Origin of the sequence: Streptomyces sp. NRRL F-2664, assembly GCF_000719345.1 — a bacterium.
In the GTDB taxonomy this organism is placed as follows: Bacteria; Actinomycetota; Actinomycetes; order Streptomycetales; family Streptomycetaceae; genus Streptomyces.
Window position 1 is genome coordinate 287,657 of the sequence record NZ_JOFX01000001.1, and the last position, 24,465, is coordinate 312,121.

The 24,465-nt window shown below is 74.8% G+C and carries 20 protein-coding genes; 11 read left to right on the top strand and 9 right to left on the bottom strand.

All coding sequences use genetic code 11. The annotated features are described in order from the left end of the window. The first annotated feature begins 99 nt into the window (after positions 1 to 99). Positions 100 to 411, top strand: coding sequence for a hypothetical protein (locus IF89_RS37525; RefSeq protein ID WP_043192524.1), 312 nt, complete (start codon positions 100 to 102; stop codon positions 409 to 411). Position 412: 1 nt separating this feature from the next. Here IF89_RS37525 and IF89_RS0101290 read toward each other — a convergent pair whose 3' ends face one another. Next, positions 413 to 856, bottom strand: coding sequence for a hypothetical protein (locus IF89_RS0101290; RefSeq protein WP_158717774.1), 444 nt, complete (start codon positions 854 to 856; stop codon positions 413 to 415). A gap of 200 nt (positions 857 to 1,056) precedes the next feature. On the opposite strand from IF89_RS0101290, the gene IF89_RS0101295 reads away from it, so the two are divergent. Both IF89_RS0101295 and IF89_RS40575 read left to right on the top strand, forming a co-directional pair. Further along, positions 1,057 to 2,388 (top strand): MFS transporter, encoded by a 1,332-nt coding sequence (locus IF89_RS0101295; RefSeq protein ID WP_078628020.1) that lies wholly within the window; start codon positions 1,057 to 1,059, stop codon positions 2,386 to 2,388. A gap of 330 nt (positions 2,389 to 2,718) precedes the next feature. Further along, a complete protein-coding gene (locus IF89_RS40575; RefSeq protein WP_030759725.1) occupies positions 2,719 to 3,465 on the top strand; it encodes a peptidoglycan-binding domain-containing protein in 747 nt (248 codons plus the stop codon). A gap of 186 nt (positions 3,466 to 3,651) precedes the next feature. On the opposite strand, the gene IF89_RS0101305 is transcribed toward IF89_RS40575, so the two are convergent. Continuing rightward, complete coding sequence (locus IF89_RS0101305) at positions 3,652 to 4,308, bottom strand: TetR/AcrR family transcriptional regulator (protein ID WP_030759728.1); 657 nt, start codon at positions 4,306 to 4,308, stop codon at positions 3,652 to 3,654. 140 nt (positions 4,309 to 4,448) lie between these two features. On the opposite strand from IF89_RS0101305, the gene IF89_RS0101310 reads away from it, so the two are divergent. Both IF89_RS0101310 and IF89_RS0101315 read left to right on the top strand, forming a co-directional pair. Further along, the gene (locus IF89_RS0101310; RefSeq protein ID WP_030759730.1) at positions 4,449 to 5,405 is read left to right on the top strand and encodes an alpha/beta fold hydrolase; all 957 of its coding nucleotides are present in this window, start codon (positions 4,449 to 4,451) and stop codon (positions 5,403 to 5,405) included. A gap of 341 nt (positions 5,406 to 5,746) precedes the next feature. After that, on the top strand, positions 5,747 to 6,484 hold the full coding sequence (locus IF89_RS0101315) for a tyrosine-protein phosphatase (protein WP_030759732.1): 738 nt from the start codon (positions 5,747 to 5,749) through the stop codon (positions 6,482 to 6,484). A gap of 156 nt (positions 6,485 to 6,640) precedes the next feature. Here IF89_RS0101315 and IF89_RS0101320 read toward each other — a convergent pair whose 3' ends face one another. The 3 genes from IF89_RS0101320 to IF89_RS0101330 form a co-directional block, all read right to left on the bottom strand. Then, complete coding sequence (locus IF89_RS0101320; RefSeq protein WP_158717775.1) at positions 6,641 to 7,204, bottom strand: hypothetical protein; 564 nt, start codon at positions 7,202 to 7,204, stop codon at positions 6,641 to 6,643. Positions 7,205 to 7,590: 386 nt separating this feature from the next. Then, positions 7,591 to 8,193: a DUF4328 domain-containing protein gene (locus tag IF89_RS0101325; RefSeq protein ID WP_051806684.1), complete on the bottom strand. Its 603-nt coding sequence runs from the start codon at positions 8,191 to 8,193 to the stop codon at positions 7,591 to 7,593. Positions 8,194 to 8,351: 158 nt separating this feature from the next. Next, positions 8,352 to 9,095, bottom strand: a complete 744-nt coding sequence (locus tag IF89_RS0101330; RefSeq protein ID WP_030759739.1) for an SDR family NAD(P)-dependent oxidoreductase — start codon at positions 9,093 to 9,095, stop codon at positions 8,352 to 8,354. Between the two features lie 203 nt (positions 9,096 to 9,298). On the opposite strand from IF89_RS0101330, the gene IF89_RS0101335 reads away from it, so the two are divergent. Continuing rightward, positions 9,299 to 10,375 carry an RNA ligase (ATP) gene (locus tag IF89_RS0101335; RefSeq protein ID WP_030759744.1) on the top strand — a complete coding sequence of 359 codons (1,077 nt, stop codon included), beginning with the start codon at positions 9,299 to 9,301 and terminating at the stop codon, positions 10,373 to 10,375. A gap of 198 nt (positions 10,376 to 10,573) precedes the next feature. Next, on the top strand, positions 10,574 to 11,491 hold the full coding sequence (locus IF89_RS0101340; protein ID WP_030759746.1) for an NADP-dependent oxidoreductase: 918 nt from the start codon (positions 10,574 to 10,576) through the stop codon (positions 11,489 to 11,491). 24 nt (positions 11,492 to 11,515) lie between these two features. Here the strand turns inward: IF89_RS0101340 and IF89_RS0101345 are convergent, their stop codons facing one another. Both IF89_RS0101345 and IF89_RS0101350 read right to left on the bottom strand, forming a co-directional pair. Then, positions 11,516 to 14,359, bottom strand: coding sequence for a poly(A) polymerase (locus tag IF89_RS0101345; protein WP_030759748.1), 2,844 nt, complete (start codon positions 14,357 to 14,359; stop codon positions 11,516 to 11,518). Continuing rightward, the gene (locus IF89_RS0101350; RefSeq protein WP_043192526.1) at positions 14,346 to 16,154 is read right to left on the bottom strand and encodes an RNA ligase family protein; all 1,809 of its coding nucleotides are present in this window, start codon (positions 16,152 to 16,154) and stop codon (positions 14,346 to 14,348) included. Before IF89_RS0101350 ends, IF89_RS0101345 begins: the two co-directional genes overlap by 14 nt. Positions 16,155 to 16,980: 826 nt before the next feature. Between IF89_RS0101350 and IF89_RS0101355 the strand changes: the two genes are divergently transcribed. From IF89_RS0101355 to IF89_RS0101365, 3 genes are read left to right on the top strand one after another with little or no spacing between them, the layout of a single operon-like run. Then, positions 16,981 to 18,657, top strand: coding sequence for an FAD-dependent oxidoreductase (locus IF89_RS0101355; RefSeq protein WP_030759752.1), 1,677 nt, complete (start codon positions 16,981 to 16,983; stop codon positions 18,655 to 18,657). After that, on the top strand, positions 18,654 to 20,141 hold the full coding sequence (locus IF89_RS0101360; RefSeq protein ID WP_030759754.1) for an ATP-binding protein: 1,488 nt from the start codon (positions 18,654 to 18,656) through the stop codon (positions 20,139 to 20,141). The genes IF89_RS0101355 and IF89_RS0101360 overlap by 4 nt, the downstream gene beginning before the upstream one ends. After that, entirely contained in the window at positions 20,138 to 20,491 is a 354-nt protein-coding gene (locus IF89_RS0101365) for a UBP-type zinc finger domain-containing protein (protein ID WP_030759755.1), read from the top strand. The genes IF89_RS0101360 and IF89_RS0101365 overlap by 4 nt, the downstream gene beginning before the upstream one ends. 31 nt (positions 20,492 to 20,522) lie before the next feature. On the opposite strand, the gene IF89_RS0101370 is transcribed toward IF89_RS0101365, so the two are convergent. Continuing rightward, positions 20,523 to 21,581, bottom strand: a complete 1,059-nt coding sequence (locus IF89_RS0101370; protein ID WP_158717776.1) for an AraC family transcriptional regulator — start codon at positions 21,579 to 21,581, stop codon at positions 20,523 to 20,525. A 298-nt stretch (positions 21,582 to 21,879) separates the two neighbouring features. Further along, complete coding sequence (locus IF89_RS0101375; RefSeq protein ID WP_158717777.1) at positions 21,880 to 23,124, bottom strand: DUF418 domain-containing protein; 1,245 nt, start codon at positions 23,122 to 23,124, stop codon at positions 21,880 to 21,882. Positions 23,125 to 23,377: 253 nt separating this feature from the next. Here IF89_RS0101375 and IF89_RS0101380 point away from each other — a divergent pair, with 253 nt between their 5' ends. Continuing rightward, positions 23,378 to 24,430 (top strand): NUDIX domain-containing protein, encoded by a 1,053-nt coding sequence (locus tag IF89_RS0101380; protein WP_234327617.1) that lies wholly within the window; start codon positions 23,378 to 23,380, stop codon positions 24,428 to 24,430. The last annotated feature ends 35 nt before the right edge of the window (positions 24,431 to 24,465 follow it).

Consider the following 24,465-nt stretch of genomic DNA (forward strand, 5'->3'; position numbering starts at 1 on the left):
CACCACCGCCCGCTGTCCTGCCCGTCTGAGTACCTCACGCCCAACGGCCTGAGTATCCGCCCCGATTCCCCGCAGCGCCGCCGCTGGTCGAATGGGGCCATGAACAACGACGCCCCGCGCAGCGCGACCGTCCGCCCGCGCATGCAGCACGTGACCAGCGCCGGCTCGGCCCTGGCCGTGGCCCTGGTCCCGCTCGTGGTCGGCGTCCTGATCGCGAAGGCGATGGCCGCCGACCCGATGACCCCGGTCAACGCCCTCATCGCGGGCGGCGGCCAGCGCGCCGCGCTGCCGCGCGGCGAGTGGCAGCGGCGCGGCCACAGCACCCTGCACCGGCTGCGCACCGTCCGCCGGGACACCGCCCGCCGCTGTGCCCGGGCCTGCGGCAGCCGCCCCCGCGTCCACGCCGGGTGAGTCAGCGGCCGTACTGCCGCACGCACAGGTCCACGATGGACGGCGGCACGACACCGTCGGCGGCCGCGCACAGCTCGTCCATGCGGGGCGGCGGCGGGCGGCGGCGCGGGTGGGCGGTCGCCGTGCCGGGCTGCCGGGTCCGCCGGGGCGGGGCCGCCTGCTTCGCGTGCGACCGCCTCCGGGGGGCCGCGGAGCCGGGCGCCCGGTCCGGGTCCGCGGCGGCCTTCCGGTCCTGGTCCGGCGCCGGCCCGGGCGGCGCGGCCGGGGGCAGTGCGCTCAGGGGCAGGGCGGCGTGCGCGGGGAGGTCGGCCGACGGCACAGATCCCCGTACGGGCGCCGGAGACGGAGACGGAGACGGAGCCGGATCCCGCGGGCCGACGGAGACACAGCCGGCGCTCGCCAGGAGCGCGACGAGGGAGAGGGGCAGGGCACGGCGCAACTGCATCCGATCACCTTGCCGCACGGACCGGCGCGTCCCGCTCCCCGGCTCACGCGTCCGGGTGACACCGGGCGGCGAAACCGTCGGCAGCGGTGTGTGGGAGATTGGCCCGGACGTACGGGAGCCGGGGGAGGCGCGACCCTCCGGCGCCCGTGCGGACCCGACCTGCCCCTGCCCGCCGATCGACCCGTACGGAGTACCGATCCATGACAGCCGCCGCCGCGCCCGGCAGTCCCGCGCCGTCCCCCGAACCGGAAGGCGGGCCCGCAGCCGCCCCCGCATCCGCGCCGCCTCCCGCCGAGCAATCCGTACCCGCCGGGGGCGCCGGCCCCGTCGAGCCCGAAGCCGGATCCGGTGCCGTGAGCGCGGCCGCACAGGCACCCGCCACCGGGAAGGGCTGGGCCGCCGTGGGTGCGGTCGCCCTCGGCATCTTCTGCCTCATCACCTCCGAACTGCTGCCCGTCGGCCTGCTCACCCCCGTCGGCGCCGACCTCGGGGTCTCCGACGGGACCGCGGGGCTGATGGTCACCGCCCCCGGCGTGGTCGCCGCGCTCTGCGCGCCGCTGGTCGCCGTCGGAGCCGGCCGCCTCGACCGGCGGGTCGTCCTGTGCGTGCTCATCGCCCTGACGGCCGTCGCCAACCTCGCCGCCGCCGTCGCGACGGACTTCGCGATCGTCCTCGCGGCGCGGCTGCTCGTCGGGGTCGGCGTCGGCGGCTTCTGGGCCGTCGCCGGCGGGCTCGCCGTCCGACTGGTGCCCCCACGCCACGTCGGCCGGGCGACCGCCCTCCTCTTCGCAGGCGTCCCCACGGCGTCCGTGCTGGGCGTGCCCGCCGGAACGCTGCTCGGCGAACTCGGAGGCTGGCGCACCGCCTTCGCCGCCGTCGGCGCCCTCGGCCTCGGCACACTGGCCGCACTGGTCCTGATGCTGCCCCCGCTGCCGCCGACCCGGCGCGTCAGCTTCCCCCAACTGCCGTTTCTGCTGCGCGCGAACGCCGCCGTCCGGGCCGGCATCGTCGTCACCTTCCTCGTCGTGACCGCGCAGTTCACCGCCTACACCTTCGTCCGGCCGATTCTCGAGGACGTCTCCGGCATCGACGCCGGATGGGTCAGCACCCTCCTGCTCGGCTACGGCCTCGCGGGCGTCGCGGGCAACTTCCTGGCCGGGAGCCGCGATCCCTACCGCACGCTCTTCGTGATCAGCGCCGCCCTCGCCCCGGTCCTCGCCCTGATCGCGGTCCTGCCGGGACCGGTCCCCGGGACGGCCCTGCTGCTCGGCTGGGGGCTGGCCTACGGAGGGGTCTCGGTGAGCGTGCAGGGCTGGATGATCAAGGCGGCCCCGGCCGCCGCCGAGGCGGCCTCCGCGCTCATGGTGGCCGTGTTCAACCTCGCGATAGCGGCCGGGGCGCTGCTCGGGGGCCTTGCGGTCGACGGCATCTCCGCCCCCGCCGCCCCGCTCGGCGGAGCCGTCCTGATGCTGGCGGCCGCCGCCACCGTCCGGGCCACGGCGCTCCGCGGCCGGCCCGACCGCATCGGCTGACCCCTCCCCCCCGCATCGTGCCGCGATGAGCCCGACAGACCGGGTGGACCGGAGCAGATCGGACATCCGGCTTGACCCGGCACCGGCCGGAGGGCGAGAGTGCGCCCGATCAAGAACCACAGTTCGAGCCGCACCTCGGAGACCCAGATGTCCATACCGGTTCGCTCACCGCTCGCCCCGCCCGCGACCGGGGGTTCTCCGGCACCCGCCGCGCCGGGTGCGCCCGGTGCGGCCCAGGCTCCCGCCGCCCGGCGGCGCAGAGCCTGACCGGCCGGGCAGGGGCCGGCACCGCACCGCCGCGCCGGCCCCCGTCCCCGCCGGGAGACCGCCATGTCCCATGATCCTGACGAGAACGGGCTCGCCCCCGACGGCGCCCCGTTCGTACGCCCGTACGTCGCCTCCTCCGGCCCGCCGCCGCGCGAGGCGGCTTCCCCCTGGCCGCAGAGCGGGCCGTACGCCTTCCCCGGCCCCACCGCTCCCGCAGGCGGCCCGGCGCCCGACCCGGACGACTTTCCGGTACGCGGCTCCGTGCCTGCGGTGGCCGGCGGCCGCCGTGCCGGGCGTCGCGGCCGCAGGAGCCGGCTTCCGCTGGCCGTGGGCACCGGGCTGGGCCTCGCGGCGGTCAGTGCCTTCCTACTGCTGAGCGGCCCCGACCAGCGGCCGCCCAGGGCGCAGGCGCCCGCCGACCTGACCGTGCCGGCGCTCCCGGCCGGCGGAGGCCCGGACACGACCGCGGAGTCCCCCGGTCCGGCCTCGTCGGCCCGGTCCGCCGCACCGTCGGCCCCGACCGCAGAGGCGTCGGCCCGGGCGACGGGCCCTGCCAAGCCGTCGACCGCCCCCACCGCGTCGACGGCACGGCCGACGAGCGCGTACGTCACCCTCCGCATGGGCGACAGCGGGCCCGAGGTGCGCGCCCTGCAGGAGATGCTCTACGCGCAGGGGTTCACGTACGTCTCCGTCACCGGTGTCTACGACGGCCAGACCAAACGCGGTGTCGGCCAGCTCCAGCGCGACCGGTCCATCAAGGGCGACCCCCAGGGCGTCTACGGGCCGAACACCCAGGCGGCCATGGGCTAGCACTGCCCTACCACCCCGGGCGAGAACAACCGTGCTTGGGGCGGGCGGTGTCGTCCACCACCCGCACCCGTGGCCGCACCGCCGCCAAGCGCCCAGGGCCGCTGCTCCGTGGCGCCCCTCGGACGGATGAGCAACGGCCGCGTAAGGGGACTGCGCCGAGGGCCGGGAGGGACCGGCCGGCAGACGTCATGGACGGGGCTCGGTGCCGGGGCGCTGTCGGGCGTCCGGGCCGGTGTTGCCGTCGGTGGTGAAGATGCGGTCCAGGTGGTGGTGGAGTACGGCGATGGCCGACTCCGGTGTCCGTTGGCCGACGAGGATGCTCGTGCCCATGGTCGCGGTCATCGCGAGCAGGCTGATGGCCTCGATGCGTGCGTCGGCGGCGGGATCGGCCGATCCCGCCTCCTGTGCCTGTTCGAGCAGATGCGCCACGGCGTTTTCCGCGGCGTCGGGCTTGTCGATGAAGGGCTGGGAGGCGAGCGCCTCGTCGGTCACGGACAGGATGGAGTAGGAGCTGTAGAGGAGGTGGAAGGTCCGGCTCTCCTCGTCGGTCGGAAGAGAGGCGAGCAGCAGCGCCTCGACGGTCGCGCGCGGGCCCGGGTTCGGGCCGACGGCCGCCAGGCGGGCGCCCACGCGAGCCGTGAACCGGTCGGTCAGGTGCTGCAGTCCGTGGAAGAGGAGTTTCTCCTTGGTCTCGAAGTAGTACTGCACGAGCCGGAGGGATACGCCGGCCTCGGCGGCCACGTCGCGCATGCCGACGGCGTGCAACCCCCGCCGCCCCGCGACCCGGATGAGCGCTTCGGCGATCTGGGTGCGCCGTACGTCGTGGTCCACGCGCTTGGGCATCGATTCTGTCTCCGGCCGTGAGGTGGGGGATGGTTCGAGGGCAACGCGGTCCGGCTCGATCCGCGCCCTTTCATGGTACCGGTGTACCAAGAACGTGGTACGTTCGTATCACGAAGAACGGATCTTCCTGGAGGTGCCCCGTGTCCGAGAACGCGACCCGAGTGCGACGCGACATCGGCCGCTACGTCAGTGACGAGCTGCGCGACCGCTACTTGGCCGCCTGTGACGTCCTCTATGCCATGGGAGCGCCCGCCCGCTCCGAGACGGACGTCGAGACGAGCTTCGGCACCACCCACGTCTATCGGTACGGCCCCTCCGACCCGGCGGCCGAGTCGCGGACGCCCGTGGTCCTCATCCATGGTTCGGGCGGCTGCTCCGCGATGTGGTACCCCAACACCCGGGCGCTGAGCGCCGAGCGCCCCGTCTACGCCCTCGACACTCCAGGCGACCCCGGCCGCAGCGTCCAGCGCGAACCCATGTGGCAGCCCGAGCGCGCGGCCCAGTGGATGGACGAGGCCCTCGACGCGCTGGGCCTCGACAAGGTCCACCTCGTCGGCTCCTCCTACGGCGGCTGGCTGGTCATCAACCAGGCCCACCTTCGGCCCGGACGCCTCGCCTCGGTCACCGCCCTCGATCCGGGCGGGCTGGAGAAGGTCGGCCTGCGCTTCTTCGTCTGGATCTTCGCCAGCCTCTTCGCCACCTACGCCCCGAAGGCGTGGCGACCGCGCCTCGCCTCGTGGCTGGAGCAGCCGGTGATCGTCGTCCCCGAGCTGCGTGCGTGGATCCAGGCCGGCGTGAAGGCCTTCCGGATCCGCCGCCCCGCCCCGTTGCCGCTGTCGGACGCGGAACTGGGCTCCATCCGCACGCCGTTCTCCCTCATCATGGGCAGGCGCAGCCTGCTCGTACACCCGAAGCGGCAGCTGGAGCGCGTACCTCGCCTGATCCCCGGTGCCCGCGCCGAGATCGTCGCAGCCACCGGCCACGGACCGCAGATCGATCACCCCGACCTGGTCAACGCCCGGATGCTGGACTTCATGGAGGATGTCGACTCGCTCGACCCCGCGGTGAACCGGGACAGCGCGCATACGCCGAAGTGAGGCAGGGCCGCCCGCGGACTGTCCGACAGTCCGCAACGGAAGCCGGACGGGCAACGGGCGCTGCTCTTCACCACGGCCGGCCCGGGCGGCCGGGCGGTGGTCCGGACCGCCGCGGGGCGCCGGCCCGCGGCCGTGGCCCGATCTGCGGGCCGGCCGCCGAGGTCCACCTGCCGTACCGGGCCCGGCGTCGCGGTCCGAGACCGACGCTGCCGCCGGCGACCCGGCCACTGCGCGAGCCGGGCTCGGAGCCTCTCGCCGAGGGCTGATAGAACTCCGATGACGCGGACCGGTCAATGATCACGTTCCAACGAGCGCGGCCCGGGGGGCCGGGGGGAGAACCGATGAATCGGCATGTCGACTTCGAGCGTGTGCACAACTTCCGTGACCTGGGCGGCTACCGGTCCGCCGACGGCAGGACGGTCGCGTGGCGAACCCTGTACCGGGCGGACTCGCTGGGCAAATTGGCGGGCGGCGACTGGGAGAGGTTCCTGGAGCTGGGCGTGGGGACGGTGATCGACCTGCGCTATCCGTGGGAGATCGAGGCGAAGGGCCGCATCCCTGAAGCGGAACGATTCCGCTGGGTCAACCTCAGCATCGAACACCGGCCCTACGACCAGGCCGCGATCGACCCCGGCGTCGACCCCTGGCGCTACCTCGCCGACCGCTTCGCCGAGGTCACCGAGGACGGCGCGGAGGAGATCCGGCAAGCTGTCGAGGAGATCGCCGGGGCACCCGGCCCGGTGGTGTTCCACTGCACCTCGGGCAAGGACCGGACCGGGCTGGTCGCCGCCTTCGTGCTGACCCTGCTGGGCGTGGGCCGGGAGGAGGTCCTCGCCGACTTCGCCCTGACCGAGCGGGCCACGGAGCGCCTCGCCGCCGACTGGCGCGCCGCCCACCCCGACCGCGTCCTGGCATGGCCGAGCTACGGCCGCGCCCCCGCCGTGATCATGGAACTGGTGTTCGCGGACCTGGAGGCCCGCCACGGTTCGGTGCACGGCTACCTCACGAACCGCGTCGGACTGTCCGACCGGACCGTGCACCGCCTGCACGCCAAACTCCTGACCGACGGCGACGCCTGACCCCCGGACCCTGGCGGATGGTCCGAGCGGCCGAGCCGGCGTCAGCTGGGGCCGATGACGGGGAAGCCCACAAAGCACTCCCTCGGCAAGACCGTCGCGTGCCCTCTTGTGCCCCTGTCGGCCGGCCGCGGCGAGGGGCGGGAGGGGCGGGTTCCGTTACCCGGCTGCCTTGGCGCAGGTCACCTTCGCGAACTTCGAGGTGACGGTGTACGTGTCGTTGGGGACGCCGGTGAACTCGAAGAACCCATCGGAGATGGTTCGGGTGGTGTCCACGACGGCGCCGGAGGAGTTCTTCAGCGTGACCGTCTCCGCCGCCGGGAATCCCCTGCCGGACACGCCGTAGGTCGCCCCCGGGCCCTTGGTGACGGTGCACTTGATGGCGGCCTCCTCGTCGGACACCCACTTCGGGCAGATCGCCCTGACCCGACGTCCCGCGGCGCTGTAGGTGTCGTTCGGCAGCCCGGTGACCTCGAAGAAGCCCCCTGTGACGACGGTGGTCGTACGGACCGTGGTGCCCTGTGAGTTCTTCACGGTGACGCGTTCACCGGGTCTGAACCCGTCGCCCGACACGCCGAACGTGTTGTTGGGGCCTTCCGAAAGGAAGCAGGTGGCGCCTGGAGCGGCCCGTTCTGCCGTGTGGGCCGCACTCGCCGTGACGGCGGTCCATCCGCTGAACGCCACGGCAGCTACGACGGCGGTGGACAGAGTTCTGCTTCGCATGAGATGTCCCTCTCCCTCGACTGAAGGCAGTGGCTTCGCTCGACAAGCGGCCTCGCCCGCGCACGCCTCCCGTGCCTCGCAGAGGAGTGTCGGCCGGGAACGTGTCTGTGTGTCGGCGCCAGGCCTCGGAGCCGACGGGTGGTGCTCAGGGCTCAGGGCTTGGTATACGCCGGGTGCGGTTGAGGTGTCGGCGTCTTCGAACTCGCATCTGACGCCTCGTGGAGGTACGTGGGTGACCATCCACACCGCAAGGAGACCTGCCCGTTCCCCACTATTCCACTGGCCGGGACGGCCCGCACGCGGGCGTGGCCGACGCCGCCCGCAGCGCACCTGAGCCGTGTCAGCCCGCCCCCCGACCGAGGACTGCCGCTTCTGAAGCCGCCGGCTCAGTGGAGGGTGGCCGGGGCTCCGTCGTGGTCCGGCATGAGGGTCAGGCGTGCTGCGAAGAACATGGCCGCGACCGCCGCGATGATGTTCAGGGCGTCGGCCATCATGCCCACGGTCACCGCGTCGAGGAAGGGGCCGAGGTCTTCGGCCCGCCGGTGGCTCACGCTTGCGTACCGGCCGAGGAGGAGCGATCCGGCGAACGACGCCCACCAGAGGTTCAGCGGCCAAAAGGGGCTTGTGGCGCCCCGCAGGCCTACGGTCCAGGCTTCACGGGCGATCCGGTACGGCATCCAGAGGCAGGCCAGCGGTACGAACCAGCCCCCGATCGCCCAGCCCGGACCCCACCGGAACCCGGTGGGCGCCAGCAGGCCGGCCCGCAGCCGGATGCGGTGGAACCACATGATGAAGACGGCCGCGCACGCGAGCACGGTCAGCAGCTGGAGCTGTTCCACTCGGGCGAACATCGTGTTCAGGGCCGTCCACCGGTCCTCGGCGACGAAGGCCAACGCGCCGTCCCCTTCCACCGCGAAGTGCGCCCGGAAACCGGCGTACAGGGATGCGGCATCGGCTGCCGCGGCCGCCGTCAGCGCGGCGTGCAGCACCCCGAGCAGAGCACGCCGGGGACTGGGGGCCGGGTGGGTCAGTGGCGGACGAGGCTGGAAGACATCGGAACGGGACGAGGACATGATGCGGTGAACCCCCCACGGACACGGTACGCAGACGCCCGGGGTTGATCTGTGTCCTGCCGGTCGGGCCGGTGTCAGCGGCCGCCCGCGACCCTCAGGACGGTCCCCGTCGTGTACGAGGCGTCCGGTGACAGCAGCCAGGAGATCGCCCCGGCGATCTCCTCCGGGCGCCCAGGTCGCCGCAGCGGGGTCTCGGCCCCGATGCGCGCCGGGCGGCCGGGGTCGCCCATCGCGGCGTGCATGTCGGTCTCGATGGTGCCGGGCGCCACCGCGTTCACCCGGATGCCCTGCGGGCCCAGCTCCTTGGCCAGGCCCACGGTCAGTGCGTCGGTGGCCGCCTTGGTGGCCGCGTAGTGCACGTACTCGTCGGGGCTGCCCAGGGTGGCGGCCGCCGAGGAGACGTTCACGATGGCCCCGCCCCCGGACTCCGCCATGTCCCGGGCGGCCCGGCGGCAGCACAACAGGTATCCGAGGAGGTTCACCTCGACCACACGGCGCAGGTCCTCGGTGCGGGCGTCGGCGAGCCGGCCCAGCGGCCCCGTCACCCCGGCGTTGTTCACCAGGCCCGTCACCGTGCCGAGTTCGGCACCGGCGATGTCGAAGAGCCGCTCGACGCCGCACTCCTCGGAGGTGTCGGCCCGTACGGTCACGCAGCGGACCCCGGCGGCCCGTACCCGCCCGGCGACGGCATCGGCCGCGGTCCCGTCGCGGACGTAGCCCAGCGCGAGGTCGTGCCCGTCGGCGGCCAGCCGCAGGCAGGTCGCCGCACCGATGCCCCTGCTGCCCCCGGTGACGACGGTGACGGGACGACGTGACATGTGAGCCTCCTGTGGGACGCGGTGCGCGGAGCAGGCGCGTGCGGGCGCCCGACGTGTCGCACGGTGCGGCAGGCTAACACCGGGATATTCGCTGGACCAGCGCAAATGCCGGGACGGAGGGTGGTGCCACCGATGCGCGGGCCGTCCTGTTGCCGCATGTGTGCGTGTCGGTCGCGTCCATGACGACCCGTTGGAGGTCTCCCGTGTCCACCTTGCGCGTCACAGCCGAAGAGCTGACCGTGCACGAACACCCGAACGCCGATGCGCTGGAGCTGGCCCAGGTGGGCCTCTACCGCGCGGTCATCGCCAAAGGCGCCTACCGGACCGGGGAGTTCGCGCTCTACATACCCGAACAGGCCGTCCTGCCCGCCCCGCTGATCGAGGAGCTGGGCCTCACCGGGCGCCTCGCCGGCAGCTCCGCCGACCGCGTCAAGGCGGTCCGGCTGCGCGGCGAACTCTCGCAGGGCCTGGTGTGCCGGCCCCGGGCGCTGGCCGGGGTCGACCTGGAGCAGGCGGCCGAGGAGGGCACGGACTTCGCCGAGCTGCTCGGCATCACCAAATGGGTGCCGCCCGTCCCCACCACCATGAGCGGCGACGTCGAGCCCGCCGCCGACCTCCTGCCGTGGGGGGACATCGAGAACCTGCAGCGCTACCCGCACATCTTCGAGCCCGGTGAGCCCGTCGTCCTCACCGAGAAACTGCACGGCACGGCCTGCCTGTACACATACGTCGTCGACGCGGGCCGCTCCCTCGTCTCCTCCAAGGGCTTCGGCTCCAAGGGTCTCGCGCTCAAGGAGGACGAGCGCAACCTCTACTGGCGTGCGGTGCGCGGCCACGGAGTCCCGGCCGTCGCCGAGGTGCTGGCCGAACGCCTCGGCGCGACCCGGATCGGGATCTTCGCCGAGGTGTACGGGGCGGGCGTCCAGGACCTGGCGTACGGAACCGACGTACGCACCGCCGACGCGCCGCCCGGATACGCCGTGTTCGACGTGTCCGCGGAGATCGACGGCCAGGTCCGCCGGCTGGACCCGTACGCGGTCCTCGCGGACGGTGAACTGCCGCTGGTGCCACGGCTGTACGAGGGCCCGTACGACCTGGACACGGTGCTGGAGCACGTGAGCGGCCGCGAGACGGTGTCGGGCCGCGCCGTTCACCTGCGGGAGGGCGTCGTCGTCCGCCCGGTGGTGGAACGGTACAGCCCGGTCGTGGGCGGTCGCGCCATCGCCAAGGCGGTCAGCCCCGCCTACCTGACCCGCAAGGGCGGTACGGAGTACGAGTGATCGCCCGGTGGCGGACCGCCGACCGGGGCGGACGGCCGGCGCGGCCTCCGGGCCGCCTTCCCGGTGCACGCCCGGCCGGTCGGTCGTGTCCGACCGGCCGGGCCGCGGCGTGCGTGGTGGGATGGGGCGGGGCGGGGTCCACCAGCACACCGAGAGGTCGGGTACATGTCCGAGTCGGGCCGGAGCGGCCAGGAAACCATGCGGGCGATGGCGTACGAGACGTACGGCGGGACGGAGGTGCTCTCCGAGATCCGGCTGCCCCTGCCGAAGGTCGGCCCCGGCGAGGTGCTCGTCCGGGTGCGGTGCGCCGCCGTCAACCCCGTCGACTGGAAGATCATGGCGGGCGGGCTCGACCCGCTGATGGACGTCGTCCACCCGGTCATCCCCGGCTGGGACGTCGCCGGCACCGTCGAGAAGGTCGGCATCGACGTTCCCGAGTACGCCGAGGGCGACGAGGTCATGGCGTACGCCCGCAAGGACTACGTGCACGGCGGGACCTTCGCCGAGTTCGTCACCGTGCCGGTGCGCGCCCTCGCGCACAAGCCCGCAGCGCTGAGCTGGGCCGAGGCCGCCGGGCTCCCGCTCGCCGGGCTCACCGCCTACCAACTGCTCACCCGCCTCGGCACCGGCGGGGACGACACCGTCCTCATCCACGGCGCCGCCGGCGGCGTCGGCTCCTTCGGCGTGCAGATCGCCCGCGCACTGGGAGCCCGGGTCATCGGCACGGCCTCCCTGCGCAACCACGACCGGGTGCGGGAGCTGGGCGCCGAGCCCGTCGAGTACGGCGACGGCCTCGCCGACCGGGTGCGCGCCCTCGTGCCCGACGGGCCCACCGTCGTGGCGGACTTCGTCGGCGGGGTCGGCGCCGTCACCCGCGAGGTCCTCCACGACGACGGCCGGCACGCGTCCATCGCCGACCCCAGTGTCCTCGGCTCGGGCGGGCAGTGGATGTGGGTCCGTCCCGTCGGCAGCGACCTGGCCGAATTGGGCCGACTCGCCGACAGCGGACGGCTGAAGGTACCGGTCGCCAAGACCTTCCCCCTGGCCGAGCTGGCGGCGGCCTTCGAGCTGAGCCAGGGCGGCCACACACCGGGAAAGATCATCATCGAGGTCTGATCCCGTCCGCGGGAGGCCCCCGGGTCAGGCGCCCAGGTCCGGCACTTCACCGCCCGCCGCCCAGGTCACCTCGACGCCCCGCAGGCCGGCCCGCCACTGCTCGGTGGCCCCGGCCAGCCGCGCCGCGTCCGGCGGCGCGGCACCGAGACCGATCGCGTACCGGGCGAGGCCCGGCCCGGACTCGAACGGCCGCGGCCAGGCGTGCACCCCGGTCACGCCGGCCTCCTCCAGCGCGCCGAGCAGCGCCCGCAGCCGTCCGCGCACCCGGCCCCGCACCTCCTCGAACTCCTGCTCGGCGGCCCGTACGGTCACCACCGCCCAGGCCGCGTGCCGGCGGTGGGGTGCCGGCGCGGCCGCGGCCAGGGCCTCCGCCCCGACCCCCGACTCCAGCAGCTCCCACGCCCCGTACAGCTCCTGGACGAGGAGGTCCCGCAGCCCCGGTGTCACCTGGGTGGTGCAGCTGCGCACCGGCTCCGACGGGGTGAGGACCGTGACGGCATCCGGCCCCGCAGCAGCTTGCGAACCCGCCGCCGTGACCGGCTCGCGCCAGTCCCAGGCGGCCCACCGCGCGAAGAACTCGCGCACCAGGGCGTCGGGCGGCAGCGCCCCGGCCTCCTGTACGGTGCGTGCCGCGAGGACCGACCAGGCCAGGCCCGGCAGGCCCCCGAAGGGCGCCGAGTCCAGCCCCCGGGCCCGCGCCCACGCCTTCACCCGCCGCGCGAGCCCGGCGAACGCGGCGTGCTCCGCCCCCACGGCCTCCCGTACGGCGTCCGCGTCGCTCACCGCGCTCAGCGCCACGGCGGCGGCCTCGCCCAGCTCCGCGCGCCGCGCCACCGCCCGCGCCGGATCCAGCGCGCCGGTGAAGACCACCACCAGGTCCACGGACAGCGTCCCGACCTGCAGGCGCAGCCCCGGCACCCGGGCCCCCTCCACCTCGCGCAGCCCCCGGGCCTGCGGCAGTGCGGCCGCCACCCGTGCGCGCACGCCGTCGACGTCCGCCGCCCCCGGAACCGCCGCCACCAGGTCCAGATCGGCGTCCGGCAGTGCGCAGCCCATCCGGCGGGAGCCGGCCACGTGCACGCGCGCGCCCGGCAGCGCCGCGCCGATGCGCGCGGCGACCGACTCGGCGTGACCGCTTTCGTGCCCGGTACCGGGCCCGGGCAGCGGCTCGGGCGCCCAGCGCACCTCACCCGTGCCCAGCGCCACCGTCGCCCGCACCCGCATCGGCCCGTCCCCGCGCCGCGAGAGCACGGCCAGCTCCCCGACCCGCGCGGACACCGGCCCACCCAGGCGCGCCTCGAAATCCCGGACCGCCCGCAGGGGGTCGGCGCTGCGCCCCAGCGTCAGGTGCGGGGTGTACCCCCCGGACGTGCCGGTGCGGCTCCGGCATCCGGGGAACCGCTCCGCCAGCGCCCGCCGCAGCTCCTGCCACGGCGCCTCACCGGCCGCTGCCGGGTCCAGCCAGAGCGTGGCCTCCTCACGCTGCCCGAAACTGTGCACGCCCTCCAGCCGGACCTCGAACGGCGCGTTCGCGGCGGCCGCCCGGGCCAGTAGCGGGACGGCCTCGGTGAAGGCGGACTCCGGCACGAACCCGAAGAGCAGGTTCACATGAGCGGGCCAGCGCCCGTGCGCCGGGTCGTGCGCGCGGCGCAGCTCCCGCACCCCGTCGGGCAGTCGGGGCGGCAGCCATGCCACCGCCGTCCGTACCGTCGCCTCCGCGTCGAGCCGGGCCGGGCCGGAGCCGTCCTGCCCGAACTCCACCGTCGCCTCCACCCCGTAGTGGTCGGAGACGAACAGCCCGCCGGGGGCGGGGGAGTCGCCGCGCAGGGCCGCCCGCGTGACCCGGGCCGGGGCGGAGCCCAGCAGGATGCGGTCCAGCCGCGCGGCGCGCCCCGTCAGGGAGCCCACCGCCGCCAGCGGATTGGCCCCCGGGTCGAAGGTCGGCGTGGCGTCCGCCGCGCCGTGCACCTCGCACCAGGCGTCCCGCATGCCGAGCGCGGTCGCGGGCCCCTCGGCGCCGTGCCGGCCGTCGTTGAAGTCGCCCAGCAGGGCCACCGCGGCCTCGACGCCGCCGAGCCCCTCCGCGAGCCGGGCCAGCTCCGCCTCCCGCCGCTGGTGCCCGTTCTCGGTGTGGTCGCTGGTCAGGTGGGTTGCGGCAACGACCAGCGGCCCGGCCGCGGTGTCCACCGTGACGGCGGTGACCGCCTTGTGCGCGCGGAACACGTGCAGGCCCGCCTCCCGCACCGGGAGCCGGCTCAGCACCAGCAGCCCGTACTCGGCGACGTCCCGGCCGGCGGGATCCGCGCCCAGGCTGTACCCGGCCCGCACCCACGGCGCCGCCAGCAGCATCTCGAGCAGCTCGGGCTCGACCTCCTGGAGCGCGATGACGTCGGCGTCCGCGACGGCCAGGTCGTCCAGCAGAAGCGGCCTGCGCCGGGCCGTGGCGATGCGCGGGGCGTCGTAGCGGTCCCAGAGCGTGTTCCACGTCAGCAGCCGCACCGACGACGGCGCCGCGGCCGCGTCCCGCGGGCCGGCCGGCGCGGGACGCCAGGCGCCACCGCCCGCCGGATCCCATGCGTACGGGGTACGCGCGGTGAAGAAGGGGGCGCGCAGCAGGCGCGCACGGCGGACCCGGCCCGCCGTCGTCGCATCGATCCGGTCCACGCCGGTGGCCCGGTCCCACACCAGCTCCCCGTCGGCCTCGACGAACAGCACCCGGTGCCAGGGGATGTCCCCGCCGGGCACGAAGGAGGGCAGCGGAACCCGCTTGGGAGCCGCCCCGCGCTGGAGCAGGCCGAGGACGAACCGGGCCGGATCGAACCGCGGGTCCCACCGGACCTGGTGGTAGAGCTGCTCACTGGTGCGCATCGCCGCCTCCTCCGCCTGCCGCCACCGGACCGGGCCCGAGGGTGCAGGCCGTGTCCTGCACGTGTCCGCCCGCGCCGACGTACCACGTACGGTGCGCCGCGCCCGCGTACGGCGGGTCGAACCGGTGCAGCTGCGAGGTCAGCACCTGCGGCGGAACCGGGTGCGCGCGCACGCCGTTGCGGCGCACCAGCTCCGCCTCCTCGACGAGCACCACGGCGTGCGTGACCAGCGCGTCGCGGCGGCGCGCCACCGAACCGGCCCGCCCGCGCTGCTGGTCGGTCAGCGAGGTGGCGTCCCACACCACCGTCCCACCGCGGGCCAGGGCGGCGTCGAGCCGCTCCAGGCCCTCGCCGAGGACCGCCGCGTTGGCCCGCTGGTCCGCACGCGCGCCGCGGGCGGCACGCAGGTCGTCGAGCCCGATGTACGTGTCCACGCCGGGCAGCCCCCGGCCGAAGGTGCTCTTCCCGCTGCCCGAGGGTCCGCACAGCTGCACCAGCCGGGGGAACGAGCCGTCGCGCCATTGCCAGGTGGCTGCCACCGCCTCCTCGACCGAACTGCCGGAGATCCGGCCGTGCGCGAAGGCCCGCCGGGCCTCCGCCCAGCAGCGGTCGGCCGCGTCCGCGTCCAGCCCGGCGAGGGGCTCCCGCAGCGCGGCGCGCAGGGCCTCCAGCGGGTCGGGCCCGCAGAGGAGCCCCGCCTCCTCGGCCCACAGCGCGGACCACTCGACGTACTCGCGCTCCTGCGGCCCCCGGGCCAGCGCCCCGGCGAGCGCGTGCAGCACCCCGAGATCGGCCGCGGCGGCCATCCGCACGAGCCCGGCGCGCCGGTCGGCGTCGGGGAACGGCCGCTGGAGGTACGGGTACAGACCGAGCAGGTCGCCGACCCGCCGGGCGAGGCCCATACCGGCCGGCCCCGCCGCGAGCCGCGCGGCGGCCCGGGCACGCGGTGTGCGGCGCAGCACGGCGGCGAGCACCCCCGCCAGCCGGTCGTCGCCGGTCCGCCCCGCCGCGTCGATCCGTGCGGCGACCTCGGCGACCACCTCCGCGTCCGAGGCCCCCTCCGCGTCCCCGACCGCCTCCGCGTCGGCTGCCGGACCTGCGGGGGCGACCGCGCCCACGGCGGCGGACAGGGCAGCGGCATCGGGCTCCGCCCCCGAGCGCACCGCCCACAACGGGGCCGCCGGACCGAGTCCGTTGGGCACGATCTCCGCGTACATCCAGTGCGTGTCGGTCTGCACGTGGCCGCTGCGCACCCACTTGGCCACGCATCGGCCGAAGTCCGCACGGGCGAAGCCGGCGGCCGTACGCACGACGTAGCCCTCCAGCCGGGAGGTGTCGGGCTTCAGCCGGCGCAGCGCGCGCTCGTCGAAGGTGCCGCGCCACAGCACCCGCGGCGCGGGCACCCCCAGATCCCGCAGGAACCGCACGGTCCGGTCCCAGTCGAGGCACTGCTCGCCGTCCCACACCGAGAACCCGTAGAACCAGCTGTCCAGGTCCTCGTACGGGATGGAGTGGCGGGCGTAGAGGTTCTCCCCGCACACCCGCCACCCGGCCGGGATCCCGGCACCGATGCGCCCCTGCAGGCCCTTCACCCAGGCCCGGGAGGGGTGGTGCCCGGAGTCGAGCGAGCGGGCGTGCAGACCGTCCGCGTACAGGGTGGTGTTCTCCCCGTCGAGCTTCTCGGTGACCACGACCTCGCGTCCGGCCAGCCCGGCCAGTCCGAGGGCCCGCACATCGTCCGCCGTTGCCCCGGGCGACCAGGGCAGATGGGGCGTACGGGGATAGTGGGTGCGCATGGTCCGCTCCGGCTCGACGACGGGGTTCAGCCGTCACTGTAGGTATCCGGGAGCGGGCGGATCCACCCAATTCAGCGGCAGAGGGCCACGATGGCCGGGGACACCGTGCCCCGGGCCGCCGCGCACAGGGGCGCCATGTCGTACGAACGCCCGGGGGCGGGGCGGGAAATCCCCGGCAGCGCGGCCTGCCGGCGGGCCCCGGCCCGGGGTACGGTCCTCGCCGGCTGCGCCCGTTTCACCGTCCGGGGGGCCCTGAGCCCGCGCGGCGGGACAGGCCGGTGCGCCGGTCCGCGGGCAGCCGGCCGGCGGGGCGCCGGCGCCGGGACGGGGCCGGCCCCGGCCGGATCCGCTGCGGCGGCGGAAGCGCCTCGCGAAGCGGGCAGGTCCACCAACGGCCCCGCCGCCTCGGGCGCTTCCGGTGGTCGCCCGTACGTCCCGGCGGGCGCGGGCGCCTGCGCCGGGTGCCGTGCCTGCGGTGCGGGGACGGGATGCACCGTCACGCACCCGGAGGCCAGCACGAGAGCGGCAAGTGTCAGGGGCAGAACCCGGCGCAGCTGCATCCGCCCACCCTGCCGCACCGCCGCCGTGCGGGCCTGCCGATCACACGGTCGGGTGACGGGCGGTCTTGCTTTCGGATCGAGCGAGGCCGCGCGCTCCCCGCAGGCGCTCGGCGTGCACCGGGCAGCGCACCCTCCGCGGCGACCCGCAGCGCACCCCCCGCGGCGACCCGGAGCGGAAGCGGACGATCGAACATACGATGGGCGGGAACCGGCGCGGACGGCTCGCCGCCGCCCGCCGGACCGGACCGGGCCGTCGCGGGAGACGTATGGCACAGGCCGCCGAACCAGCTCGGACCGTCATCCTGACCGTGGACGACGATCCCGGAGTCTCCCGCGCCGTCGCCCGCGACCTGCGGCGCCACTACGGGGCCGGGTACCGGATCGTGCGCGCCGAGTCCGGCGAGTCCGCACTGGAGGCACTGCGCGAGCTGAAGCTCCGGGGCGACCTCGTGGCCGTCATCCTCGCCGACTACCGGATGCCGCAGATGAACGGCATCGAGTTCCTCGAACAGGCCCTCCACGTGTACCCGGGCGCGCGACGCGTGCTGCTGACCGCCTACGCCGACACCGGCGCGGCCATCGACGCGATCAACGTCGTCGACCTCGACCACTACCTGCTCAAGCCCTGGGACCCGCCCGAGGAGAAGCTCTACCCGGTCGTCGACGACCTGCTCGCGGCCTGGCGCTCCAGTGACTACCGCCCCGTCCCCGCCACCAAGGTCGTCGGGCACCGCTGGTCTGCGCGCTCCTCGCAGGTGCGGGAGTTCCTGGCCCGCAACCAGGTGCCCTACCGCTGGTACTCCTCCGACGAGCCCGAGGGACGGCGGCTGCTGGAGGCGGCCGGCGCCGACGGGCAGCGGCTGCCGCTGGTCGTGACCCCCCAGTGCACCGTGCTGATCGAGCCCGAGCCGGCCGACCTCGCCGCGCACGTCGGGCTCGCGACGACGCCGGCCGCCGACTTCTACGACCTCGTCGTGATCGGCGGGGGACCGGCCGGGCTGGGCGCAGCCGTGTACGGGGCCTCCGAGGGGCTGCGGACCGTCCTGGTCGAGCGGTCGGCGACCGGCGGACAGGCCGGGCAGAGCTCCCGCATCGAGAACTACCTCGGCTTCCCCGACGGCGTGTCGGGGGCCCAGCTCACCGAACGCGCCCGCCGCCAGGCCGGCCGGTTCGGCGCCGAGATCCTCACCGCGCGCGAGGTCACGGGACTGGAGGCCCACGGACCCGCGCGGCTCGTCCGCTTCTCCGACGGCTCCTCCGTCGCCGCGCACAGCGTGATCCTGGCGACGGGTGTCTCCTACCGCCAGCTCCTGGCACCCGGCTGCGACGACCTGACCGGCCGCGGCGTGTACTACGGCTCCTCGCTCACGGAGGCCGCCTCCTGCCAGGGCCACGACGTCTACATCGTGGGCGGCGCCAACTCGGCCGGGCAGGCCGCCATGTACCTCTCCCGCGGCGCCAAGTCGGTGACACTGCTGGTACGCGGCGAGTCCCTGACCGCTTCGATGTCGTACTACCTCATCCAGCAGATCGAGGAGGCGCCGAACATCTCGGTGCGCACCCGCACCGTCGTGGAGTCGGCGCACGGCGAGGAGCACCTGGAGCGCCTGGACCTGCGGGACGTCGACACCGGGGCGGTCGAACGCGTCGACGCGCAGTGGATGTTCGTCTTCATCGGCGCGGCCCCGCTGACCGACTGGCTGGACGGCACGGTGCTGCGCGACGAACGCGGATTCATCCTGGCCGGCCCCGACCTCACCCCGGACGGCCGGCCGCCCGCCGAGTGGCCGCTGGACCGGCCGCCCTACCACCTGGAGACCAACGTCCCCGGCGTGTTCGTCGCGGGCGACGCACGCGCCCAGTCGGCGAAGCGCGTCGCCTCCGCGGTCGGCGAGGGAGCCATGGCCGTGATGCTCGTCCACCGCTACCTGGAGCAGTCATGAGCGGAACGTACGCGCACTGCGACCCGCAGGAGATCGCCTCGCTGTTCCTGTTCGAGAAGCTCACCCCGCAGCAGCTCGGGCAGCTGTGCGCCGAGGGCCGGGTCGAACGCTTCGACGCGGGCCCCGTCTACACCGAGGGCGACCCGGCGTCCTGCTTCTACGTGATGATCGAGGGCACCGTCGTCCTGTCCCGCCGGGTCGGCGGAGACGACATCGAGGTGAGCCGCACCTCCCAGCGCGGGGTGTACGCCGGCGCGATGCAGGCCTACCTCGGTGACCGGGTGCCCCAGACGTACACCAACTCCATGCGGGTCACCGAGCCCACCCGCTTCTTCGTGCTGCCCGCGCGGGCCTTCTCGGACTTCATGCAGCAGTGGTTCCCCATGGCCGCGCACCTGCTGGAGGGCCTCTTCTTCGGCGCGAAGAACACCCAGCGGGCCATCGGGCAGCGCGAGCGCCTACTGGCCCTGGGATCGCTCTCCGCCGGCCTCACCCACGAGCTCAACAACCCGGCCGCGGCAGCCGTCCGGGCCACCGCGACCCTGCGCGAACGCGTCGGCAGGATGCGGCACAAGCTGGCCGTCATCGCCCGGGGCGACTATTCCCGCGAGGCGATCGCCGACCTCATCGAGGTCCAGGAACGCACGGTGGAACGCGTCGCGAAGGCCACGGCGCTCAGCCCGCTGGAGGCGGCCGACCGCGAGGACGAACTCGCCGACTGGCTCGACGACCACGGCATCCCCGAGGGCTGGCGGATCGCACCGACCTTCGTCCAGGCCGGACTCGACGTGCAGTGGCTGGACCAGGTCGCCGCGGCCGTCGCCGGGGACATCCTCCCCGGAGCCATCGGCTGGCTCAACTACACCGTCGAGACCGAACTGTTGATGGACGAGATCGACGACTCCACCACCCGCATCTCCCACCTCGTCGACGCCGCCAAGCAGTACTCCCAGCTCGACCGGGCCCCGCACCGCGTGGTCGACGTCCACGAACTCCTCGACAGCACCCTGCTGATGCTGTCCGGAAAGATCGGCCCACGGGTGCGGGTGGTCAAGGACTACGACCGCTCCCTGCCGGAGGTGCCCGCCTACCCGGCCGAGCTCAACCAGGTGTGGACCAACCTCATCGACAACGCCGTCTTCGCCATCGCGAGCACCGGCGGCGACGGCACCCTGACGGTGCACACGGCACGCGAGGGGGAGCGCCTGCTGGTGGAGTTCCGCGACACCGGGCCCGGCATCCCCGCCGACATCCGCAGCCGCATCTTCGACCCGTTCTTCACCACCAAACCGGTCGGCGAGGGCACCGGCCTCGGACTGGACATCTCCTGGAGGATCGTCGTCAACAAGCACCACGGCAGCCTCCAGGTGGAGTCCGCCCCCGGCGACACCCGCTTCCAGGTGCTGCTGCCGCTGACCGCCGCACCGGAGAACCACGACGCCGGGACGGCGCCCGGCACCGACATGGCCGAGGAGCCGGCATGAGCGACATCGAGGGAATCGACCCGAGCGTCCCGCCGACCGGGACCGGCTGCGCCGACTGCGACGCGGTGGGCGGCTGGTGGTTCCACCTGCGCCGCTGCGCCCAGTGCGGCCACATCGGCTGCTGCGACTCCTCGCCCGCACAGCACGCCACCGCCCACTGGAGGGCCACCGGACACCCGCTGGTGCAGAGCTTCGAACCCGGCGAGCAGTGGTTCTGGGACTACGACGGCAACGAGATGTACGAGTCCGGGCCCCGGCTGGCCCCGCCGGGCGACCACCCCGCGGACCAACCCGCCCCGGGCCCGGCCGACCGGGTCCCCGAGGACTGGACGCGCCGCCTGAACCGCTAGGTCCCGTCTTGATCGAACGAGCACCCCGCCGTCATGCAGGGCTCGCGACGCCGCTCCGGTCGGGGGAGCGGCGCAGAGCGGCGGGCGTGGTGCCGTACCAGCGCTGCACGGCGCGGCGCAGGGCCCGGGCGTCGGCGTACCCGCTGCGGGCCGCGATCGCCTCGATGCTCAGATCCGTGGAGTGCAGCAGCCGTGAGACGCGGTCCCGGCGTACCGTCTCGACCTCGGTGCTCCAGGTGGTGCCGTGCTCGTCGAGCCGGCGCTGGAGGGTCCGCGGGCTGACGGCCAAGCGCCGTGCCACCGAGGCGAGGGCCGGTACGCCGGCCTCGTCGTGTACGGAGGCCAGGGCGCCGCGGAACAGGTCCAGCCAGTCGCGCAGCGGGACCGCGGTGGCGAGGGTCTGGTCGGCGTGCCGCCGCAGCACCGCCGACAGCCCCGGCTGCGCGTGCGGCGTCGGGGCGGTCAGGTCGCGGGTGAGGAAGGTGAGTGTGCTGACCGCGGCCCCGAACTCGATGTCACGCGTGCCGAACAGCTCGATCAGCGCGTCGTGCCGCCGGGGGGCCTCGGCGGCGAGGGACACGCGGAGGGGAACGAGGCGCCGCTGTGCCGCCTCGCTCAGGCGCCGCAGGTACAGGCCGAGCGCGCAGGCCCGGACGGCGCAGGCCGCCTCGTGGGCCAGATCGCCCCGGTTGAGATGGCTGAGCGTGACCCGGTCCCCGTCCTCGGTGATCCGCAGGTCGTCCGTGCTGGTGTCGACGACGGCGGCGAGGTAGGTCCCGGCGTCCCGGATCCCTTCGAGTGGAGTCGGAGCAGAGGTGATCAAGTAGTCCCAGACCCCGAGGCTCCCCACCGCCGACTGCTGCGTCAGCAGCAGGGACACCTCGCTCCAGGGGGCGTGGACGGTCGCCAGTTCGGCAATGCGGATGCTCGTCATGGCCGGCGGCCGGCACAGGTCGTCGTTGAGGTGCTCGGGCGCCATCCCCAACAGGTGCGCGTAACCGTCCGGGGGTATCCCCAACAGGTGTGCGGCATGGGCGTTCAGACGGGTGAGAGCGGAGGACGTCGTCCCCTGGTGCGTGTGCGAGGCCACGGGGGCTGAGCATAGACCGGCGGGGAACGCCAGTCCTGCGCCGGGTTCGGGGACCGATGCCCCCCATACGGCGTGAAGGGTCCCCCCGTGGCGCGTTCGGTCCCCTTGCTGACGTCTGCGGCCATGGGGGCGGCCCGCCGCCCGGCCCTAGCGTGGGGACCGTTCTCGCAGGGTGCTCCGCCACCCGGAGAGGCACGGGAGGTCCCGTCCGGATCGGAGCCCCCCCACGGGGGTGGGGGGCTCGGGATCCCCGCTGTCCCGGGCCGTCGCCGGCCGTGTCCAGGGCGGTGCCGGGGCGCTATGCCCGGGCGCCCACCCGCGTGGCCAGCCGCAGGGCGTGCTCGACGGGGCCGCGACGCAGCGGGCTGTCGTCCCACACCCACTGCCACGCCCAGGTCAGCACCAGCGCCGCGCCGCTGAAGCCGATCCACGCCGACCAGGACGCGGCGCCGTGCGCCGGTCCGGCCAGCACCAACGCGTGGACGACGTACGCGCTCAGCGCCATCGCGCCCAGCACCGTCAGCGGCCGCAGCAGCCGGGCGCCCACCGCGTGCCGCGCGACCAGGGCGCACAGGCCGATGAGGGCGCACCCCACGCCCGCGTTGCCCAGGGTCTCCAGCGGGGTCTGGCTGTAGGGGTCCGCGAGCAGCAGCCAGTCCCACGAGGTGCTGGGCACGGCCCCGAACTGGCTGCCGAGCACTTCCCGTACCGGGTCGGAGGCGGCCAGGGCCTCCGGGTGGTGCACCGCTATCGCCTCCAGCAGCCGCTGCCGGGTCCCGAACGCGTGCCCCGCCAGCCACGCGGAGCCGTACCCGGCCACGGCGGCCACCGCGCCCCAGACCGTCATCCACAGGGCCGTCGCCCACTCGCGCACGTCGCACAGACGAGCCAGGGCCATCCCGGCCAGGACGTACGGGAAGTAGGTGGCCAGCGGGTACGCCCCGGTCAGCAGCAGCTCGCACACCACCGCCGCCAGCCCCGGCCAGCTGGTCAGATCGGCGGCCTCGGGGACCAGGCCGCGCCCCGACGACCCGTACCCGAACAACGGGCCCAGCAGGAACGACAGCAGCGGCCCCACCACCACCGACGCGCCGGCCACGGCGGTCAGCACCGGTGTGGAGAGCCGGGTGAAGGGCTCGGCAGCCAGGAAGTACACGGCGAAGAAGGCGAGGATGACCAGGAAGCCGGGCCACAACGACGCCAGGTACAGACCCAGTACGGCCAGGACGGCGCTGCGGATCAGCAGCGGACGCCACCGCGACGCCCAGCCCTCGGGACGCCGCGCCGGGTCCGTGCCGCGCTGCGCGAGGACCAGGGAGAAACCTGCGAGCAGGGTGAAGAGGGCAGGGGCACGCCCGTCCGCCGCGACGAGCAGATAGCCGGCACCCTCGGGCTGCGGGCTGGGTCCGACGTGCACGGCGAACATGCCGAGGACGGCGATGCCGCGCACGGCGTCCACCCCGGCCAGCCGGCCGGATCCGCCGCCGCTGCGCCGCTCCGCCGTCGCCTGCGCACCGGCCCCTGCCCCGGCCCCTGTTCCCACCGCTGTCCCCGCCACTGCCGTTCCCGCTCTGAAGTTGGTCGGACCGGCGGTGTTCATGCCGCCAGCCCGCTCCCGCACGGTAGCAACGGTGATGTAACCGAGTAATAAGGAGGTGGGGGACGGCGGAGTGCGCTGCCGCCGCGGGACCGCACCGCGCGCCGTAACCCGTGGCCCCCGCCCGCTGTTGCACAGACGGCGGGCCGGACACGGGCCCACGGGCCCGCACGGGTCCACCCCGGTGAACGGAGTCCCGATGCCGCAGCTGACCGACGACAGCGCGACCGACGACAGTGCGACCGACGCCCCCGAATGCGCCGTTGACCCCGGTACCGGGACCTGGATGACTCCGGAGGAGTACGGAGCCTCGCGGGCCGCCGTCTGGACCGCAGCCGTCGTCCTGGTGACGGACACCGACGGCCGCATCCTCGTCCAGAGCGTCGACTACCGCGCCGAGCGGATGCTCCCCGGCGGGGCGGTCGACGCGGGCGAGGCGCCGTCCGCCGCGGCCGCCCGGGAACTGCGCGAGGAACTCGGCGTCGACGGCCACTACCCGCGCGGCCTGGCCGTGGACTGGATTCCCGCCGACACCCCGGGATTCCCCCCGGCGATGCGGTTCCCGGGGGAGGTCCTGCACGTCTACGACGGCGGGACCTGGACACCGGAGCGCATCGACGGCGTCCGCCTCCCGGCGCAGGAGATCACCGGCATCCACTTCGCCGAGCCGGCCGACCTGCCCGCCCTGATGGACCCGGGCGACGCCCGCCGCGCCCTGTCCGCCCTGCGGGCCCGTATCAACGGCTCCGGCGCCGCCTTCCTGGAGGACGGCCGCCCCACCGCACCGACCGCCCTCGACCGGCTCGGCGTGCTCCGCACCCGCCGGGTCCCGCAGCGGGGCGCCTGGCACGACGGCCCGGTCCCCGCGCAGCTGCCCGTACGGGACGTGTCCGGCTGGCTGTTCGCACCCGACGGCCGGGTCCTGCTCCTGATCGCCCGGGCCACCGGCGCCGTCCACCTGCCGCCCCCGGCCGCCGCGCTCTGCGCGGGACCGGTGCCGCTCGGCCACCGCTCCGGCGAGGAGGGCGCCCACGCCCGCGTCGCGGCCCGCCTCACCGGCCTCCCGCCGGCCGCGGACCCGGCGTACGCCCGCCTGCTCGCCACCCCCGAACAGGTCCGCGAACTGAGCGACTGGGGCCCGGCCGGCGAGGCCGAGCTGGCTGCCGTCCTGGCCGCCCGCGCCCGGTTCCACCTGCCCGCCGCCGCCCGCACCCCGCTGGCGGAACTCCCCGAGGAGGGCGTGCGCTGGTGACGGCCGGGGCCGACCCGCCCCGGCCCGCGGCCGCG

Bases quoted from the DNA above. Each gene is read 5' to 3' on its own strand.
- IF89_RS37525 (WP_043192524.1), top strand. From the start codon at position 100: ATGAACAACGACGCCCCGCGCAGCGCGACCGTCCGCCCGCGCATGCAG.
- IF89_RS0101290 (WP_158717774.1), bottom strand. From the start codon at position 856: ATGCAGTTGCGCCGTGCCCTGCCCCTCTCCCTCGTCGCGCTCCTGGCG.
- IF89_RS0101295 (WP_078628020.1), top strand. From the start codon at position 1,057: ATGACAGCCGCCGCCGCGCCCGGCAGTCCCGCGCCGTCCCCCGAACCG.
- IF89_RS40575 (WP_030759725.1), top strand. From the start codon at position 2,719: ATGTCCCATGATCCTGACGAGAACGGGCTCGCCCCCGACGGCGCCCCG.
- IF89_RS0101305 (WP_030759728.1), bottom strand. From the start codon at position 4,308: ATGCCCAAGCGCGTGGACCACGACGTACGGCGCACCCAGATCGCCGAA.
- IF89_RS0101315 (WP_030759732.1), top strand. From the start codon at position 5,747: ATGAATCGGCATGTCGACTTCGAGCGTGTGCACAACTTCCGTGACCTG.
- IF89_RS0101320 (WP_158717775.1), bottom strand. From the start codon at position 7,204: ATGCGAAGCAGAACTCTGTCCACCGCCGTCGTAGCTGCCGTGGCGTTC.
- IF89_RS0101330 (WP_030759739.1), bottom strand. From the start codon at position 9,095: ATGTCACGTCGTCCCGTCACCGTCGTCACCGGGGGCAGCAGGGGCATC.
- IF89_RS0101340 (WP_030759746.1), top strand. From the start codon at position 10,574: ATGCGGGCGATGGCGTACGAGACGTACGGCGGGACGGAGGTGCTCTCC.
- IF89_RS0101345 (WP_030759748.1), bottom strand. From the start codon at position 14,359: ATGCGCACCAGTGAGCAGCTCTACCACCAGGTCCGGTGGGACCCGCGG.
- IF89_RS0101350 (WP_043192526.1), bottom strand. From the start codon at position 16,154: ATGCGCACCCACTATCCCCGTACGCCCCATCTGCCCTGGTCGCCCGGG.
- IF89_RS0101355 (WP_030759752.1), top strand. From the start codon at position 16,981: ATGGCACAGGCCGCCGAACCAGCTCGGACCGTCATCCTGACCGTGGAC.
- IF89_RS0101360 (WP_030759754.1), top strand. From the start codon at position 18,654: ATGAGCGGAACGTACGCGCACTGCGACCCGCAGGAGATCGCCTCGCTG.
- IF89_RS0101365 (WP_030759755.1), top strand. From the start codon at position 20,138: ATGAGCGACATCGAGGGAATCGACCCGAGCGTCCCGCCGACCGGGACC.
- IF89_RS0101380 (WP_234327617.1), top strand. From the start codon at position 23,378: ATGCCGCAGCTGACCGACGACAGCGCGACCGACGACAGTGCGACCGAC.